This window comes from Ornithinimicrobium cryptoxanthini, from assembly GCF_023923205.1.
Lineage (GTDB): Bacteria > Actinomycetota > Actinomycetes > Actinomycetales > Dermatophilaceae > Ornithinicoccus > Ornithinicoccus cryptoxanthini.
In genome coordinates this window covers 2,527,102-2,544,142 of the sequence record NZ_CP099490.1, presented here as the reverse complement: position 1 = coordinate 2,544,142, position 17,041 = coordinate 2,527,102, and the positions used below count along the sequence as shown (strand labels likewise).

Annotated in this window: 15 protein-coding genes; 14 read left to right on the top strand and 1 reads right to left on the bottom strand. The window is 70.5% G+C overall.

The window, feature by feature from the left end:
- Nucleotides 1–48: 48 nt before the first annotated feature.
- The 4 genes from NF557_RS11755 (at nt 49) to NF557_RS11740 (ending at nt 3,416) form a co-directional block, all read left to right on the top strand.
- Nucleotides 49–405 carry a DUF3499 domain-containing protein gene (locus NF557_RS11755; protein ID WP_252619569.1) on the top strand — a complete coding sequence of 119 codons (357 nt, stop codon included), beginning with the start codon at nt 49–51 and terminating at the stop codon, nt 403–405.
- Nucleotides 406–502: 97 nt separating this feature from the next.
- A complete protein-coding gene (locus NF557_RS11750) occupies nt 503–1,924 on the top strand; it encodes a phosphomannomutase/phosphoglucomutase (protein ID WP_252619568.1) in 1,422 nt (473 codons plus the stop codon).
- A complete protein-coding gene (locus tag NF557_RS11745) occupies nt 1,921–2,127 on the top strand; it encodes a Trm112 family protein (protein WP_252619567.1) in 207 nt (68 codons plus the stop codon). The genes NF557_RS11750 and NF557_RS11745 overlap by 4 nt, the downstream gene beginning before the upstream one ends.
- An 11-nt stretch (nt 2,128–2,138) precedes the next feature.
- A complete protein-coding gene (locus NF557_RS11740; RefSeq protein WP_252619566.1) occupies nt 2,139–3,416 on the top strand; it encodes an SIS domain-containing protein in 1,278 nt (425 codons plus the stop codon).
- Here the strand turns inward: NF557_RS11740 and NF557_RS11735 are convergent.
- Nucleotides 3,413–4,333, bottom strand: a complete 921-nt coding sequence (locus NF557_RS11735) for an amidohydrolase family protein (RefSeq protein WP_252619565.1) — start codon at nt 4,331–4,333, stop codon at nt 3,413–3,415. The two genes, NF557_RS11740 and NF557_RS11735, sit on opposite strands and share 4 nt — an antisense overlap.
- 227 nt (nt 4,334–4,560) lie before the next feature.
- Here NF557_RS11735 and kynA point away from each other — a divergent pair, with 227 nt between their 5' ends.
- The 10 genes from kynA to NF557_RS11685 all read left to right on the top strand — a co-directional run bounded on the left by kynA (nt 4,561) and on the right by NF557_RS11685 (nt 17,036).
- On the top strand, nt 4,561–5,442 hold the full coding sequence (kynA, locus tag NF557_RS11730; protein WP_252624139.1) for a tryptophan 2,3-dioxygenase: 882 nt from the start codon (nt 4,561–4,563) through the stop codon (nt 5,440–5,442).
- Entirely contained in the window at nt 5,435–6,673 is a 1,239-nt protein-coding gene (locus NF557_RS11725) for a kynureninase (protein WP_252619564.1), read from the top strand. The genes kynA and NF557_RS11725 overlap by 8 nt, the downstream gene beginning before the upstream one ends.
- 59 nt (nt 6,674–6,732) lie before the next feature.
- The gene (locus NF557_RS11720; RefSeq protein ID WP_252619563.1) at nt 6,733–8,118 is read left to right on the top strand and encodes a mycothione reductase; all 1,386 of its coding nucleotides are present in this window, start codon (nt 6,733–6,735) and stop codon (nt 8,116–8,118) included.
- Nucleotides 8,119–8,300: 182 nt separating this feature from the next.
- A complete protein-coding gene (gene ahcY, locus NF557_RS11715) occupies nt 8,301–9,770 on the top strand; it encodes an adenosylhomocysteinase (RefSeq protein ID WP_252619562.1) in 1,470 nt (489 codons plus the stop codon).
- A gap of 9 nt (nt 9,771–9,779) precedes the next feature.
- Nucleotides 9,780–10,457, top strand: coding sequence for an MtrAB system response regulator MtrA (gene mtrA / locus NF557_RS11710; RefSeq protein ID WP_256841301.1), 678 nt, complete (start codon nt 9,780–9,782; stop codon nt 10,455–10,457).
- 4 nt (nt 10,458–10,461) lie between these two features.
- Nucleotides 10,462–12,084 (top strand): MtrAB system histidine kinase MtrB, encoded by a 1,623-nt coding sequence (gene mtrB, locus NF557_RS11705; RefSeq protein ID WP_252619560.1) that lies wholly within the window; start codon nt 10,462–10,464, stop codon nt 12,082–12,084.
- A complete protein-coding gene (locus tag NF557_RS11700) occupies nt 12,081–13,868 on the top strand; it encodes an LpqB family beta-propeller domain-containing protein (RefSeq protein WP_252619558.1) in 1,788 nt (595 codons plus the stop codon). The genes mtrB and NF557_RS11700 overlap by 4 nt, the downstream gene beginning before the upstream one ends.
- Nucleotides 13,869–13,964: 96 nt before the next feature.
- On the top strand, nt 13,965–14,729 hold the full coding sequence (locus NF557_RS11695; protein WP_252619556.1) for a ComF family protein: 765 nt from the start codon (nt 13,965–13,967) through the stop codon (nt 14,727–14,729).
- A gap of 312 nt (nt 14,730–15,041) precedes the next feature.
- Nucleotides 15,042–15,725 (top strand): ribosome hibernation-promoting factor, HPF/YfiA family, encoded by a 684-nt coding sequence (gene hpf, locus NF557_RS11690; RefSeq protein ID WP_252619554.1) that lies wholly within the window; start codon nt 15,042–15,044, stop codon nt 15,723–15,725.
- A 114-nt stretch (nt 15,726–15,839) separates the two neighbouring features.
- Complete coding sequence (locus NF557_RS11685; RefSeq protein ID WP_252619552.1) at nt 15,840–17,036, top strand: winged helix-turn-helix domain-containing protein; 1,197 nt, start codon at nt 15,840–15,842, stop codon at nt 17,034–17,036.
- The last annotated feature ends 5 nt before the right edge of the window (nt 17,037–17,041 follow it).

The following is a 17,041-nucleotide window of genomic DNA, read 5'->3' as shown; positions in this document are numbered from 1 at the left end:
GGCGTGGTGGACCTCACGAGCTTGCGCGACGGCATACAGTCTTGAGTCGTGGCCCTCTCTCGTCAGTGTTCCAAGACCGCGTGCGGCAAGCCCGCCTTCGCCACGCTGACCTATGTCTATGCCGAGCAGACAGCTGTGCTGGGGCCGCTGGCCACCTATGCCGAGCCGCACTCCTACGACCTGTGCGACGTCCACGCCAACCGGCTCACCGCACCCAGGGGCTGGGACGTCGTCCGCCTGACGATGGGCGAGGAGGCACCGGACGACCTCGTGGCGCTGGCCGAGGCCGTGCGCGAGCACAAGGCAGTCCGCCAGGGGTACGGGGAGCCACCTCTGCGTCCGGCAGAGTCGTCGGTCACCGAGATCGGCCGCAGGGGCCACCTGCGACTGCTCCGGGACAGCTGATCGCGACCACCCACCTGGCGCAGGCCGCGCGCTGACCAGCGGCTGCAGCGGACTGCCGCGAGACGTCCTCCGACTGCCGGACAGTTAGGCTTCCCTCGTGATCTCAGCGCGCCTCCAGGACTTTATCAAGGCCTATGACGTGCGCGGACTGGTGCCGCAGCAGCTCAACGCTGTCGTGGCGTCCGCGCTCGGCTCGGCCTTCGCCCAGGTCGTCGTCCTGCCCGAGGGGCACCGCTCCATGGTGATCGGCCACGACATGCGCGACTCCTCACCCGAGCTGTCCCGCGCCTTCGCCGCAGGCGCCGCCGCCCACGGCGTCGACATCACCATGATCGGGCTCTGCTCGACCGACGGTCTCTATTTCGCCAGTGGGGCTCGTGACGTGCCGGGCGCGATGTTCACCGCGAGCCACAACCCGGCCGCCTACAACGGCATCAAGCTCTGCCGGGCCGGCGCCCGCCCGGTCGGTCTCGGCACCGGGCTGGCTGAGGTGCGCGACCTGGCCCAGTGGCTGCTGGACCGCGGGGAGCAGCACGATCTGCCCCACAGCCCGCGCTCTGGGAGCATCGAGGAGGCCGACCTGCTGGTCGACTACGCCGACTTCCTGCACTCACTGGTCGATCTGACCGGTGGCCGGCCGCTGAAGGTCGTCGTCGACGCGGGCAACGGCATGGCGGGGCACACGGTCCCGGCCGTGCTGCAGCGTTCTGAGCTGCCGCTGGAGGTCATCCCGCTCTATTTCGAGCTGGACGGGACCTTCCCCAACCACGAGGCGAACCCACTGGAGCCAGAGAACCTGCGCGATGTGCAGGCGGCGGTGTTGGCGCACGGGGCCGACCTCGGTCTCGCCTTCGACGGTGACGCCGACCGCTGCTTCGTCGTAGACGAGCGAGGTCTGCCGGTGACGCCCAGCGCGATCACTGCCCTGGTCGCCACGCGTGAGGTGGCCAGGGAGGTGGCCGCCGGCGCCGACCCATCGGACGTGGTGATCGTGCACAACGTGATCTGCTCCCGCGCCGTACCAGAGACGATCACCGAGCTCGGTGCCCGCGCGGTGCGCACCAGGGTCGGCCACTCCTACATCAAGACGCTGATGGCCGAGCACGACGCTGTCTTCGGCGGCGAGCACTCGGCGCACTACTACTTCCGCGACTTCTGGTTCGCTGATACTGGCATGCTCGCGGCGATGCACGTGCTGGCCGCCCTGGGTGGCCACGAAGGCTCGCTGTCCGGGCTGGTGGCGCCCTATGAACGCTATGCCGCCTCGGGTGAGGTCAACTCGCCGGTCGCCGACGTCGCTGCCGCCACGGCACGGGTGCGCGCCTGGGGTGAGCAGCAGGGCGCTAGTGTCGACCTGCTCGACGGGCTGACGCTGAGCACCGGGGCGGGCATGCCGTTCTGGTGGCTCTCGCTGCGACCCAGCAACACCGAGCCGCTCCTGCGGCTCAACGTGGAGGCCTCCGACGAGGCCACCATGATCCAGATCCGTGACGAGGTGCTGAGGATGGTGCGTGCATGACTGATGCGATCGAGCCCTGGGTGCGAGAGATCCTGCGCTGCCCGGTCGGGCGGCACGAGCTGGTCGACGCCACCAACGAGGCCGGCGAGCCGGTGCTGGAGTGCGCCGAGGACTGCGGCGGCGCCGGGCAGCGCCGGCAGTTCCCCATCACGGACGGCATCCCCGTCCTGCTCGAGAGCGACGCCACGACCGTCACGCGCTGAGGGGATCCACCATGGCACCGCACATTGACGAGGCGCTCCTCGACGACCCGGACGAGCTGCACCGCAAGGACAGCCGCCAGACCTTGCACGCCCTGGCCACCGCCGGGGCGCAGGTGCGCGAGTCGGTGACCCTGGCGCAGGAGGCAGGCGTCGACCGGCTGGCCCGGCTCGACCGCCCCCGCTCGGTGCTGGTGGCCGCGCTCGGGGGATCGGCGCTGGTCGCCGACGTCCTGGAGCTGCTGGCCGAGCCCGGCTCGCCGGTGCCGGTCCAGGCGCGCCGCAACCTGCCGCTGCCCGGCTGGGTCGGGCCGCTCGACCTCGTCGTGGCCGTCTCGCTGTCCGGCCGGGCTCCCGGCCCGTTGGCCATCGCCGCCGAGGCAGCCCGACGGGGCGCCTCCCTGCTGACTGTCGGGGCTGACGACTCACCCCTGGCGGAGGTATGCCGACGCGCACGGGGGGTGCACATCGGCGTGGGCCGCTCCCGGACCAGTTCGCGGACCTCGTTGTGGAGCCTGCTCGTGCCGGTGCTGCTGGGTGCGGACCAGATCGGCATCATCGACACGCCAGCTGAGGCAATGGCCGAGGTGGCGCAGCGGTTGGACGAGGCAGCAGAGGCCTACCGGCCCACCTCCGAGTCCTTCGTCAACCCCGCCAAGGTGCTGGCCCTGCAGCTGGCCGAGACGATGCCCATGGTGCTGGGTGACTCACCGCTCGCCGGAGTCGCCGCAGCTCGGGCCGCCTCGATGCTGGCCCGCACGGCGCGCGTCCCGGCGCCGTGGGGCGAGCTGCCCGATGCCGCCAGCCAGATCGTCGCGTGCTTCGACGGGCCCTACACCAGCCTGGGCGGTCGGCGGCCCGGCACCTATGACGCCGGCCGGATCCGCCTGGGAGACATTGACACCAGCGGGTGGGAGCCGCACCACTTCGCCGAGCCCGAGGGTGACCTGGCGGAGCGTCCGCGTCAGTCGGGGCGCGACATCTTTGCCGACCCGTTCCTGGACGGGCCGTCCCTGCCCGAGCTGGGGCTGCTCACCCTGCGCGATGCGCCGGCAGAGCCCCCGACCCGCGAGTCTGCGCAGGTGGAGGCGCTCACCGACGCCGTGCTCACCACGGCGCGCGAGGCGGGAGTGCGCGTCATGGACGTGACCGCCCAGCCCGGGGCACCGCTGACCAGGCTGGCCGAGCTGGTGACGACGGTGGACTTCACCGCGACCTACCTGGCCCTGGGCCTCGGGCTTGACCCGTCGGTGTCACCACACGTGGCGGACCTCAACGACCGCACCCGCTAGTCGCTCGGTGCAACCAAGCCCATCAGCCGGGCCCCGTTGCGCCACAGCACGTCCCGCAACCAGTCGTCGCCCAGGTCCCACCGGGCCAGCGCCTCGATCTGGTGTGCATAGGGATAGGGGATGTTGGGGAAGTCAGCGCCGAGCACGACCTTGTCCTGCAGGTCGGCGAGGCGGGGCAGGTAGTCGGCCGGCATCGGGGCGCGCGACTCGACATAGTCCGTGCCGGCCATCGTGGTGTCCAGGTGCACCCCGGCATACTTCTGCGCCAGGTCCGCGAACTCGTGGTGCTCCGGCATCCCGAGGTGGGCGATGACCAGCACGAGACGGGGGAAGCGCCGCAGCAGGGCCGCGACCGGCTCCGGCCCGGTGTGCACCCCAGGGTGCGGTCCGGAGCCGGCGTGCAGGACCACGGGGGTGCCGGCATCCTGCACCGCCGACCAGGCCGGGTCGAGCAACGCGTCGCTCGGGTCGAACCCGCCCACCGTCACGTGGACCTTGAACAACCGCACACCGTCCTCGATCAGCTGCGGGACGTAGGAGGCAGCCTCGGGCTCGGCGAAGAAGGTGCCGGAGTGCACGGCGTCCGGCACGCGCCGGGCGAAGTCGGCACACCACTGGTTCAACCAGGCCGACATGCCGGGCTTGTGCGCATAGGTCAGCGACGGAATGCCCCGCAGCCCCAGTGCGCGCACCCTTGTCAGCCGCTCCTCCTCGGGCCACCGGTAGTGGATCGGCCAGTCCCCGCCCGCCGACCACCCGTGGGCGTCGAAGTAGTCCCACACCTTGGCCAGGACCCGGTCGGGCAGGAAGTGCACGTGGATGTCGGCGAGGCCGGGAAGCCCGAGCCCGGCGACCCACTGGGCCACCTCCGCGTCGTTCGCCGGTCCCGCGGGCAGGGGTTCGGTGTCGATCGGCACAGCCCTGAGTATGCCGTGGGCTCACCGTGGCGCGGTGGGGGCCCCAGGGCGACTCAGGCCCGGTCGAGGACGCTGAGCTGGTCGCGCAGGTCGTGGCCGCTGCGCAGGGCGCCGGGTTACCGTGGGTGGCATACGCCCACAAGGAGGTTCGCGTGTCCGACGAGGCCGTTCCCGCTCAGTCCACCCCCGACCAGGACGGTCGCACCGCGGCGGCCTCCGACGAGCCGGTGCCCCGGCATCCCACCGAGCGGGCGCTCGAGGAGGGGATCGAGCGGGACTTCACCCGCAACCTGTCCTATGGGGAGTACCTCGACCTCGCCAGGGTCCTGTCGGCGCAGCATCCTCGGTCGGTGCCGCCACGGCACGACGAGATGCTGTTCATCATCCAGCACCAGACCAGCGAGCTGTGGCTGAAGCTGATGATGCACGAACTGCGCTCGGCCCGGGACCTGATCCGGGAGGACCAGCCGAAGCCGGCGTTGAAGCGTCTGGCTCGGGTCAAGCACATCCAGACGATCCTGACCGAGCAGTGGACGGTCCTGGCCACGCTGACCCCGAGTGAGTATGCGCAGTTCCGCTCGTTCCTGGCGACCGGCTCGGGCTTCCAGTCCTGGCAGTACCGCTCGGTGGAGTTCCTGCTCGGCAACAAGAACGCCGAGATGCTGCGGGTCTTTGAGCACGACCCCGCGGTGCGGGCCGAGCTGTCCACCCTGCTGCACGAGCCTAGCCTGTATGACGAGGTGCTGGCGTGGTTGTCCCGGCAGGGTTATCCGGTGCCCGCCGAACTGCTCGACCGGGACTGGTCCCTGCCGCATCAGGAGAACGAGGGGCTGGTCGAGCTGCTGGGGACGGTCTATGCCGCCCCGCAGCAGCACTGGGGCGTCTATGAGCTGTGCGAGGAGCTGGTGGACCTCGAGGACAACTTCCAGTTCTGGCGGTTCCGGCACCTGAAGACCGTCGAGCGGATCATCGGCTCCAAGCGGGGCACCGGTGGCTCCTCGGGCGTGCCCTTCCTGCGGCGGGCCCTGGACCTCACCTTCTTCCCCGAGCTGTATGCCGTCCGGTCCCGGATCCAGGACGTCGAACCGGAGGGTTATCACCATGACTGAGGGGTCCGGGACTGACTGGATGGCGGTGGCTGCCGACCTGGACGCGGCCGACCCGTTGGCTGGTTTCGTCGATCGGTTCGAGCCGGCCGAAGGCGTGGTGGCCTACTTTGACGGCAACTCCCTGGGGCGCCCGGTGCGCGGCACGGCCCACGAGCTGGCTCGCTTTGTCCAGCAGGACTGGGGCACCCGCCTGATCCGCGGCTGGGACGAGGCGTGGATGCGCTGGCCCGAGGAGACCGGTGACCTGGTCGCGGACGCGGCACTGGGGGCGGCACCGGGCCAGACCGTGGTCGCCGACTCGACCACGGTCCTGCTCTACAAGGTGCTCCGTGCCCTCGCCGACGCGCAGGTGACCGCAGCCCCCGACCGGACCCAGATCGTCGTCGACACCGACAACTTCCCGACCGACCGGTATGTGGCCGAGGGGGTGGTCGCCGAGCGGGGGATGGAGCTGGTCTGGATCGAGGCCGACCCGGCATCGGGCGTCACGGTCGACCAGGTGGACGCCGTCCTCGGTGAGCGCACCGCCGTCGTGCTGCTCAGCCACGTGGCCTACCGCTCGGGCTTCCTCGCGGACGCTGCGACCATCACCCGGCGGGTGCACGCGGCCGGTGGCCTGGTGCTGTGGGACCTGTGTCACTCCGCCGGCTCGGTGCCGATCGAGCTGGACGCGTGGGACGTCGACGCGGCTGTCGGCTGCACCTACAAATACCTCAACGGAGGACCGGGATCGCCGGCCTTCGCCTATCTCGCGCAGCGCCACCACGCCACGGTGCGCCAACCGATCCAGGGCTGGATGGGCCGGCGTGACCCGTTCCTGATGGGGCCGGGCTACGAGCCCGCCCCGGGGGTCCGCTCGCTCGTCAGCGGAACCCCACCAGTGGTGGGCATGGTCCCGTTGCGGCTCTCCGTGGCGCAGCTGGCCGAGGCCGGGATCGAGGCGGTGCGCACCAAGTCTCTGGCGTTGACCGACCTCGCCTGGCAGATCGTCGAGTCCTGGCCGGCCGAGCTCGGCGTGAGCATCGCCTCGCCCCGCGACCACGCACGACGCGGCGGGCACCTGACCATCCGCAGGCACGACTTCGCGGACGTCAACGCCCGGCTGTGGGAGCAGGGGGTCATCCCGGACTTCCGCGCCCCGGACGGGCTGCGACTCGGCCTGGCACCGCTGTCGACCAGCTTCACCGAGGTCGCCACGGGGCTGCAGGCTGTCCGAGCCCACCTCGCCTGACTCTGGGGTGGTCCGGACCACGCCGCGGCGGGGCGGCGCTGCGACCGTAGTCTGTGGGGGTGGCTGACTACGACCTCATCATCATCGGCACCGGCTCGGGCAACTCCCTGGTGACCGAGGACTTCGCAGACAAGAAGGTGGCCGTCATCGAGCGCGGCATCTTTGGCGGGACCTGCCTGAATGTGGGGTGCATCCCCACCAAGATGTTCGTCTACGCGGCCGAGGTCGCGACGACCATCCGGGATGCCGCCCGTTTCGGTGTGGACGCCACCCTCGACGGGGTGCGCTGGCCGGACATCCGCGACCGCGTCTTCGGCCGGATCGACCCGATCTCCGACAGCGGCCGGGACTACCGCGTGAGCGGTCCCCACACCACGGCCTACCTGGGCCAGGCCACCTTTGTCGGTGAGCGCGAGGTCGAGGTCGAGATCACCAGGCCGGGCGGCGCGCACGCGGTGGGGCAGAAGCACCGGATCACCGGTGATCAGGTCGTCATCGCCACCGGCAGCCGCGCCACGATCCCGGAGGTCATCGAGTCCTCGGGGGTGCCCTACGAGACCTCCGACACGGTCATGCGCCTGCCCGACCTGCCGCGGTCCATGGCGATCATCGGAGGTGGCGTCATCGGTGCCGAGTTCGCCCATGTCTTCTCGGCGCTGGGCGTGCAGGTCACCCAGGTGCAGCGCGGCGACCGGCTGCTGCACCGGCTGGACGCCGAGGTCGGCACCCTGTTCACCCAGCAGGCTCAACAGCAGTGGGACCTGCGGCTGAACACCCAGGTCGTCGGCGCGAGCCGGTCCGGCACCGGGGTGCGGCTCGAGCTGAGCGAGGGCTCGCCGCTCGAGGTTGACGTCCTGCTCATCGCGACGGGCCGCGCACCCAACAGCGACGGCATGGGGCTGGAGGTTGCCGGTGTGCAGGTGCGACCCGACGGGCGTGTCCAGGTCGATGAGCACGGCCGGACGACTGCCGGCGGCGTGTGGGCACTGGGTGATGTGTCGGCGCCGGTGCAGCTCAAGCACCTGGCCAACCATGAGGCGCGCGTGGTGGCGCACAACCTCGTGCACCCCGACGACCTGCGCTCGTTCGCGCACACCAACGTGCCCGCGGCCGTCTTCAGCCACCCGCAGGTGGCCATGGTCGGCCTGACCGAGGAGGCCGCGCGCGAGGCCGGGCACGACATCACGGTCAAGCTGCAGCGCTATGGCGACACGGCCTACGGCTGGGCGATGGAGGACACGACCGGGGTCGTCAAGCTGATCGGTGACGCCTCGACCGGTCTGATCCTGGGCGCCCACTTCATGGGCCCGCACGCCTCGACACTCATCCAGACGGTGATCCACGCGATGTCTTTCGGGCAGACTGCCGAGGACGTGGCGCGTGACCAGTTCTGGATCCACCCCGCGCTGGCCGAGGTGGTGGAGAACGCCCTGCTCGGTCTCTGAGGGGTCCTCGCGCTCACCGGCCCCAGGTCGGTGGGGCAGCGGGATGGGCGCGCGGCGCGCGCAGAAGACGGCCTGGAGCGCCGGAGAACGTAGGATGGGCGTCGGGTCCGGACGTGACCGGCCCCCTGACCAGGCACGCGGCAGACTGCGCCGCGGACACGCAACCGACGGAGCACCAGACGATGACGTTTGACCACAAGGTCAAGGACCTGTCCCTCGCGACCGCGGGGAGGCACCAGATTCGGCTCGCCGAGCACGAGATGCCCGGGCTGATGACGCTGCGCGAGCGCTACTCCTCGACGCAGCCGCTGGCTGGCGCCCGGATCGCCGGGTCGCTGCACATGACGGTCCAGACCGCGGTCCTGATCGAGACCCTCGTCGCCCTCGGCGCCCGGGTGCGCTGGGCCTCGTGCAACATCTTCTCCACCCAGGACGAGGCGGCCGCGGCCGTCGTGGTCGGCCCCGAGGGGACCCCGGAGGACCCGCAGGGAGTGCCGGTCTTTGCGTGGAAGGGCGAGACGCTGCCGGAGTACTGGTGGTGCACGACCCAGATCCTGGACTGGCCCGGCGACGAGGGTCCCAACATGATCCTCGACGACGGTGGTGACGCCACCCTGCTGGTCCTGAAGGGACGTCAGTGGGAGCAGGCCGGGGCCGTCCCGACCGCGACGGCGGAGGACAGCGAGGAGTACTCCGTCATCCTCGACACGGTGCGCGAGACGCTCGAGTCCCAGCCGACCCGGTGGACCACCATCGCCGACGGCATCCGGGGTGTCACCGAGGAGACCACGACCGGTGTGCACCGGCTCTATCAGCTGCACGAGACCGGCGACCTGCACTTCCCCGCGATCAACGTCAACGACTCGGTCACCAAGTCCAAGTTCGACAACAAGTACGGCACCCGGCACAGCCTGATCGACGGCATCAACCGGGCCACCGACACCCTGATCGGCGGCAAGGTCGCGGTCGTCTGCGGCTACGGCGATGTCGGCAAGGGCTGCGCCGAGGCGCTGGCCGGGCAGGGCGCCCGCGTGATCGTCACCGAGATCGACCCCATCTGCGCGCTGCAGGCCGCGATGGAGGGCTTCCAGGTCGCCCAGCTCGAGGACGTCCTCGGGATCGGCGACTTCTTCGTCACCACCACGGGTTGCTGCGACGTGATCACCCCCGAGCACATGCTCGCCATGAAGGACAAGGCGATCGTCGGCAACATCGGTCACTTCGACAACGAGATCGACCTGACCGGTCTGGCGCGGGTGCCCGGGGTGCGCAGGACCGAGATCAAGGCCCAGGTGCACGAGTGGACGCTGCCGGCACAGGAGGCCGACGGTGAGACGGCTGCCCGCGACGAGCGCTCGATCATCGTGCTGTCGGAGGGCCGGCTGCTCAACCTGGGCAACGCCACCGGTCACCCGAGCTTCGTGATGTCCAACTCGTTCGCCAACCAGGTGCTGGCCCAGATCGAGCTGTTCACCCGCCCTGACGACTACCCCGTCGGCGTCCACGTGCTGCCCAAGCAGCTGGACGAGGAGGTGGCCCGGCTGCACCTCGGTGCGCTGGGTGCGAACCTGACCGAACTGTCCAAGAAGCAGGCTGAGTATCTCGGCCTGGACGTCTCCGGGCCCTACAAGCCGGAGCACTACCGCTACTGAGGTGGAGCCGTGAACGCACGCGTACTGGTAGTCGATGATGACCAGGCACTGGCCGAGATGCTCGGCATCGTGCTGCGTAAGGAGGGCCTGGAAGTGGCCCACTGCGCGGATGGCGGACGGGCCGTGGCCCTGTTCCGTGAGTTCCGTCCGGACCTGGTCCTGCTCGACGTCATGCTCCCGACCCTCAGCGGCGTGGAGGTATGCCGCCACCTGAGGGCGGAGTCCGGCGTCCCGATCGTGATGCTCACCGCCCGCACCGACACCCACGATGTGGTCGCCGGCCTCGAGGCGGGGGCCGACGACTATGTGGTCAAGCCGTTCAAGCCCCAGGAGCTGCTGGCGCGGATCCGGGCGCGGCTGCGGCGCAGCGACCGGCGCGAGCCCTCCCAGCTCGCGGTCGGTGACCTGCTCATCGACGTCGCCGGGCACACGGTCAAGCGCGAGGGCGTGGAGCTCCCGCTGACCCCGCTGGAGTTCGACCTGCTCGTCGCGCTCGCCTCCCGGCCCAACCACGTCTTCGACCGCGAGTCCCTGCTGGAGAAGGTCTGGGGCTACCGCCACGCCGGTGACACCCGGTTGGTCAACGTCCACGTGCAGCGCCTGCGCGCCAAGATCGAGAAAGACCCTGAGAACCCGCAGATCGTGCTGACCGTCCGCGGCGTGGGCTACAAGGCAGGACCAGGCTGAGGCCATGAGCGTCCCCGCACTGGGCGCCAGGGGAGTGCGCCGCTGGTGGCGCTCCTCCCTGCGGGTGCGGGTGATCGTCACCACGATGCTCCTGGGCTCCATCGTCACCGCGATCATCGGCTCGATCCTGTTTGCCCAGGTGGCCGAGGGGCTGGTCCGTCAGGCCGTCACGGCGGCGACCAACGACGCGGCGCAGGAGGTGCGCAGCGCCCAGGAGCTGTTTGATGCCGCCAACCGCAGCGACGACACGAGCCTCAACGCCCTCGCCGACGGGATCATGGGTGAGATCGCCCCGGCCGACCAGTCGCTGCGACCCACTCTGCTGACCCGCAGCCTGGGCAACGACCACGACGCGCGCATCACCACCCTGGGCTCGGACGGGGTGGACCTGGACGACATCCCGGTCGCGCTCGCGGAGGCGCTGGAGGACGACCCCAGCAACCAGCAGGTAATGGTGACCGACGTCGTGCTGGGCGCTGCGGGGACGGCCGTCGCCTCGGTGGTTGTCGGAGCGCGCGTGGACATCTCGCGCGCCGGGCCGCACAACCTCTATCTGATCTATCCGATGATCCGCGAGCAGGGCACCATCGACCTGATCCGGCAGTGGTTCGCGGTCGGTGGGCTGGCGCTGCTCGGCCTGACCGGTGCGGTCGCCTGGGTCGCGACGAGCATGGTCGCCCGACCCGTGGGCCAGGCGGCGCGGGTCAGCCAGCAGATGGCCCGCGGCCACCTGGGTGAGCGCCTCTCGGTGCGCGGCTCCGACGAGCTGGACCAGCTGGCGATGTCGTTCAACACCATGGCCGACAGCATCCAGAGCCAGATCCGCCAGCTAGAGACCCTCTCGATCCTCCAGCAACGCTTCGTCTCGGACGTGTCCCACGAGCTGCGCACGCCGCTGACCACCATCCGGATGGCCGGCGAGGTGTTGCACGCCTCCCGGGATGACTTCACCGCGCCGGTCGGCCGGGCCGCGGAGCTGCTCTATGAGGAGCTGGACCGCTTCGAGGAGCTGCTGACCGAGCTGCTGGAGATCAGCCGCTACGACTCCGGTGCCGCCGACCTGGAGATCGACGAGATCGACCTCCGGGGCGTGATCCGTCAGGTGGTCGGCTCGCTCACCGAGCTGTCCAGGCACATGGGCTCGGAGGTGAAGCTGGCCCTGCCGGACCGGCCCGTGCTGGTGGAGGTGGACCAGCGCCGGGTCAGTCGCATCATGCGCAACGTGGTGGCCAACGCGCTCGACCACGGTGAGGGCAAGCCGATCCAGATCTGTCTCGCCGAGCGGGAGGAGGCCGTCGCCGTGACCGTCCGCGACCACGGTGTCGGCCTGACCCGGGACCAGGCCGACATGGTCTTCGACCGGTTCTGGCGCGGCGACCCGGCGCGCAACCGCACGACGGGCGGCACCGGCCTCGGACTCGCGATCTCGCTGGAGGACGCCCACCTGCACGGCGGCCACCTCCAGGTCGCCGGTCGACCCGGGGAGGGGGCCGTCTTCCGGCTGACCCTGCCGCGTCGCCAGGACACCCCGCTGACGACCCAGCCGGGTCCGGTGCCGTTCGACCCCGCGCAGGACACCCGCATGCCCGAGGTGGCCGTCGGCGCACGGCCGGAGAGGACCCCATGACACACCGTTCGCGACGCGCCCGCCTGCTTGCCGTCATACTCCCCCTGCTGGTGGTGCTGACGGCCTGCGGCGGCCTGCCGACCAGCCAGACGGTGGAGCGTGGCCTGCCGGTCCAGGGCGCCCCCGTGCAGGAGGTGCAGGCCCTGCCCGTCGGTCCGGAGGAGGGTGCGGACCCGGAGCAGATCGTGGCGAGCTTCGTGCGGGCCAACTCCAGCTTCACCGATGACCACGAGGTGGCCAGGGCCTTCCTGACCGGCGGGCTGGCACGGCAGTGGCGCCCCACCAGCCAGGTGCTGATCTATCAGGACGAGCCGCGGCTCACGAGCCTCGCGGACGGCTCGGTGGAGGCCGAGGTGACTGTGCGGGGGACCGTGGACCAGGACGGCTACCTGGTCGAGGTGCCCCGGGGGACCACCCGCCTGCACAACTTCACCATGCAGCAGGTGGACGGCGAGTGGCGCATCGACGACTTCCCCGACGGCTTCGGGGTGTGGCTCTCGGAGATCAGTTTCGAGCGGCAGTTCCGCTCGGCTGCTGTCTACTACGTGACCCCCGAGACCAACCTGCTCATCCCGGACACCCGGTGGTTCCCGCGCAGCGACGGGCTGGCGACCGGTCTGGCCACCGCCCAGATCGGGCCGGTGCCCGACTACCTCGCCGGCGCTGCGACGACCGGAATCTCGGAGAACATGAACCTCGTGGCCAGCGCGGTGCCGGTCGACCCGGCGACGGGGATGGCGACCGTGGACCTGCGCGGACTGTCGCTGGGCACCTCCGGTGGCCAGCAGCGAGAGATCATGGCGCAGTTCACCAGCACGCTCACCCAGGCTCCGGGTGGCGTCTCGACCGGCGTCTCGAGCGTCCTGGTGCGCAGCAACGGCCGGCCGCTCGAGGTGGAGGGTGTGCCCAACCCTCTGACCGACGTGTCCACGACCGGACTCGCGCGGGCACGCTGGGAGGTGCCATTTGCGTTGCTGCGCACCGACGTCGAGCTCACCCCGGTGATGGGACTGCACTACCAGCTGCAGGATGACCTTTCGGTGGATGCCGAGGAGCTGCCCCGCGTGCCGATCCGGTGGCAGGACCTGGCGACCGACGCCGAGGTGCGGGAGTTCGCCGGCGTCTCGGTCACCGGTGACCAGGTGTGGCGCTGGCGCGATGGCAACGACGTCGAGATGGAGGGGATCGGCACCGGCCTGAGTGCGCCGTCGTTTGACCGGTCGGGTGGACTGTGGGTCGCTGGCCGGTCGGCGACCGGTCCCCGCGTCTGGGTCATCGCCCGCAGCGAGTCGCTGGGGCAGGCGATCGCTCGTCCGCTCGAGGCGCCGTGGCTGGACGAGGACCAGCGGGTCACCGAGTTCCGGGTCGCCGCCGATGACCAGCGTGCCCTGATCGTGCTGCAGGACATGGACTCTGACGAGGCTCAGATAGGCCTCACCGGTATCGTGCGGGACAAGGACGGCCGCGCCACATCGCTGACCGAGCCCTACTGGTTGGCGCCCACGCTCACCCACGTGAGCTCGGCCACCTGGTCGTCGCAGACGGAGCTGTTTGTCCTCGGCAGGCAGGCCTCGGACACCGCAGACCGGCCGTTCATCGTGCACATCGGCGGTTGGCTTGAGCCGCTGCGGACCGTCTCGGAGGCCACCAGCGTCCGTGCGGTGCCCTCCGACGAGGACAACGCCCTGATCGTGCTCAGTGAGCAGGGTCGCGTCTACACCCAGGACCGCACCGACTGGGGCATCGCGCGCAACGGTGACGACGTGATCATCCCCGGCACCTGACGGCGCGGTCCACAGGGTGGTGGCGTGCGACGTGTGCCTCCACAGCGGGGGCAGGGCCATGGACACCGCCGAGGACTGCCCACCAGAGTCGGACGTATGCCGACACTGACCACCACCGCGCGTGCTGCGGTCTCGGCGTTGGGTGACCTGGTGCTTCCGGTCCGGTGCGGTGGGTGTGACGAACCGGGAGTGCCCTGGTGCCGCCGGTGCGCAGCCGCTTTGGCGGCCGCTCCCGGACCGACGCCGTGGTCACCCACCCCAGCGCCGGTGGGCATGCCACCGGTGTGGACGCTGCTTGCCTATGACGGACCGGTCCGGGCAGCCCTGGTGAACTGGAAGGACAACGGGCGTCGGGACCTGGTGCGCGTGCTGGCGCCACCGCTGACCGAGGCCCTGCTGGCCGCGCTGCTGGCTCCGGCCGCCGGTGACGGGGGCGCAGGCCTGGTTGGCTCCCACGCTGCCGCTCCGGTCGTGGTGCCGGCCCCGTCCGGGCGGTCCAACGTGCGCCGGCGCGGTGACCGACCCCTGCACCTCCTGACCCGCCGGTGCCTGGACCCGTTGCCGGCCAGCGAGCGGCCGCGGGTGGTTGATGCCCTGCGCCTGCGTCGCGCCGTGGCTGACCAGGCCGGGCTCGACAGCCTAGGCCGGGCGAGCAACCTGCGCGGTGCGATGGCTCTGCGACCTGCGGTGTCGTCACTCGTGGTGGGAGCCAGATGCGTGGTGGTCGACGATGTCGTCACGACCGGCGCCACCCTCGCCGAGGCCGCGCGGGTGCTCCGCTCGGGAGGTGCTGCGGAGGTCGTCGCGGTGACGGTGGCAGCAACCCGTCGCCATCCAGCAGCCCTCCGGTCGAGCCGTTGAACCGGGCACGACCACGTCGCAGTGATGCCGCTGCGACGCGCCCCCGCGAGCCGTTGCGGTGCACCCACCAGCACCGTTCTCAGGGGGGTCAGGGCTGGCCCGAAGGACACGACCTCCACAACTGTCTTTCCCCCAGGAACCGGGTTAGTGTCTGTCTATGGGAAGCCCCCAGCGCCCGTCGGCCACCCTCTGCGGTGGCCGCGACAGGCATGACGGGGGCTCTGGGAACCGCCAGCAGGAGGTGGTGCCGAACGGCTAGAGGGCAGAGTCAGCCCAAGGTTCAGCACTGTTTTGCAGCTCGAGGAGGATCCTATGGAAATCACCGTGACCGGCCGCAAGAAGCAGGTCTCCGACCGCTTCCGCCGTCACCTGGAGGACAAGCTCGACAAGATCCCGCAGCTCGCGCCGCGGGTGACGCGCACGGACGTGGTGCTCACGCACGAGGCGAACCCACGCCAGACCAAGGAGAGCGAGCGGGTGGAGATCACCTGCTACATCAGGCGGACCGTGGTCCGCGCGGAGGCCGCGGCCGATGACGAGTACGCCGCTCTCGACCTCGCGCTGAACCGCCTCCTGGAGCGCCTGCGCCGGTCCAACGACCGCCGTCGCATCAGTCACACGGGCAAGCACCGCAAGGCCTCGGTCGCCGAGGCCACCTTTGGACTCCCGACCGATCCACTTCCCACCGAACTGCCCTCCGAGGAGGAGGCCAACGGTGCGCCACACGACGCCGAGGAAGCAGTCGCCCAGGCACTGGGCACCGAGGGCAACTCCCCGATCGAGCTGCGGGAGAAGGTCCACTCCTCGGAGCCGATGAGCGTGGGACAGGCGCTCAACGAGATGGAGCTGGTGGGTCACGACTTCTATCTCTTCCACGACGAGGAGAGTGACCAGCCTGCCGTGGTCTACCGTCGTCGCGGCTGGTCCTACGGCGTGCTGCGCCTGGAGCCGGCCGGCGCGGATCAGCCCGCGGCAGAGCAGGTTGCCGCAGGGTGAGTCAGCCCTGACGCGCTGAACCTGACGCGCTGAGCACCACCGACCGGACACCATCACTACCCGAGCACGACGAGGGCCTCGACGACTGTCGGGGCCCTCGTCTAGGTTGCGACTATGCAAGCGGAGCTGACGAACGCCCAGGCGCGACGCATCGCGTTGGCTGCGCAGGGGTTTGCCGATCCGCGTCCCACGAACGCCACGATGCGCCACGTGCAACGCGTCATCGACCGCGTCCAGGTCGTGCAGATCGACAGCGTCAACGTCGTGGCGCGCAGCCACTACCTCCCGTTCTACTCCCGGCTCGGCGCCTATGACACGGCACTGCTCGATCGTGCGCGGGACGGCACAGGTCCGCGGTCGAGGGCACCGCGCCGGCTCGTCGAGTCCTGGGCCCACGTCGCCAGCCTGATCCCGCCCGAGACGTGGCCGTTCCTCGGTTTTCGGATGGCGGGGGCTGCCGACGACTCATGGAGTCACCAGGTCGCTCGGGACCATCCCGGCGTGCTGGAGCGGGTGCGCGGGGTGGTCCGTGACCAGGGGCCGTTGACGGCACGGCAGGTGGACGCGCTCGTGGAGCCGGGTGACGTGCGCAACCGCGACCAGTGGGGATGGAACTGGTCGTTGGTCAAGCACTGTCTGGAGCACCTCTTCTGGGCGGGTGAGATCGTCAGCTCTGGACGCAACAGCCAGTTCGAGCGGCGCTACTGCGACCCCGCGTTCGTGCTGCCGCCCGAAGTGCTGGCTCGCGCACCTGGGCAGCCGCACGCCCCTGACGTGGCCGAGTCCGGTGTTGCGCTGATGCGCCGTGCAGTGAGTGCCCACGGCATCGGGACAGCCGCAGACCTGCGTGACTACTTCCGGCTTCGACAGTCGATGGCGGGGCCGGCCCTGGCCGAGCTGGTGCGGCTCGGCGAGGTGGAGCAGGTCGTGGTGCGCGGCTGGGACCAGCCTGCCTACCTGGACGCCGCCGCGCGCCGCCCGCGCGCAGTTGCCGCGCGTGCCCTGCTGAGCCCGTTTGACTCGTTGGTGTGGGAGCGGTCCCGCACCGAGCGGATCTTCTCCTTCCGCTACCGGATCGAGATCTATGTGCCCGAGGCCCAGCGCGTCTTCGGTTACTACGTGCTGCCGTTCCTGTGGGGCGAGCACCTGGTCGGGCGGGTCGACGTCAAGGCGGATCGCCTGGCGGGCCGGCTGCTGGTGCGGCGGCTGCACCTGGAGCCCGACGCTCCCGCCGGCGCTCGGGAGGCTCTGGGCGAGGAGCTCGGCCAGCTGGCGGGGTGGCTCGGGCTGGACCGGGTCGACTTCACCTGACGATC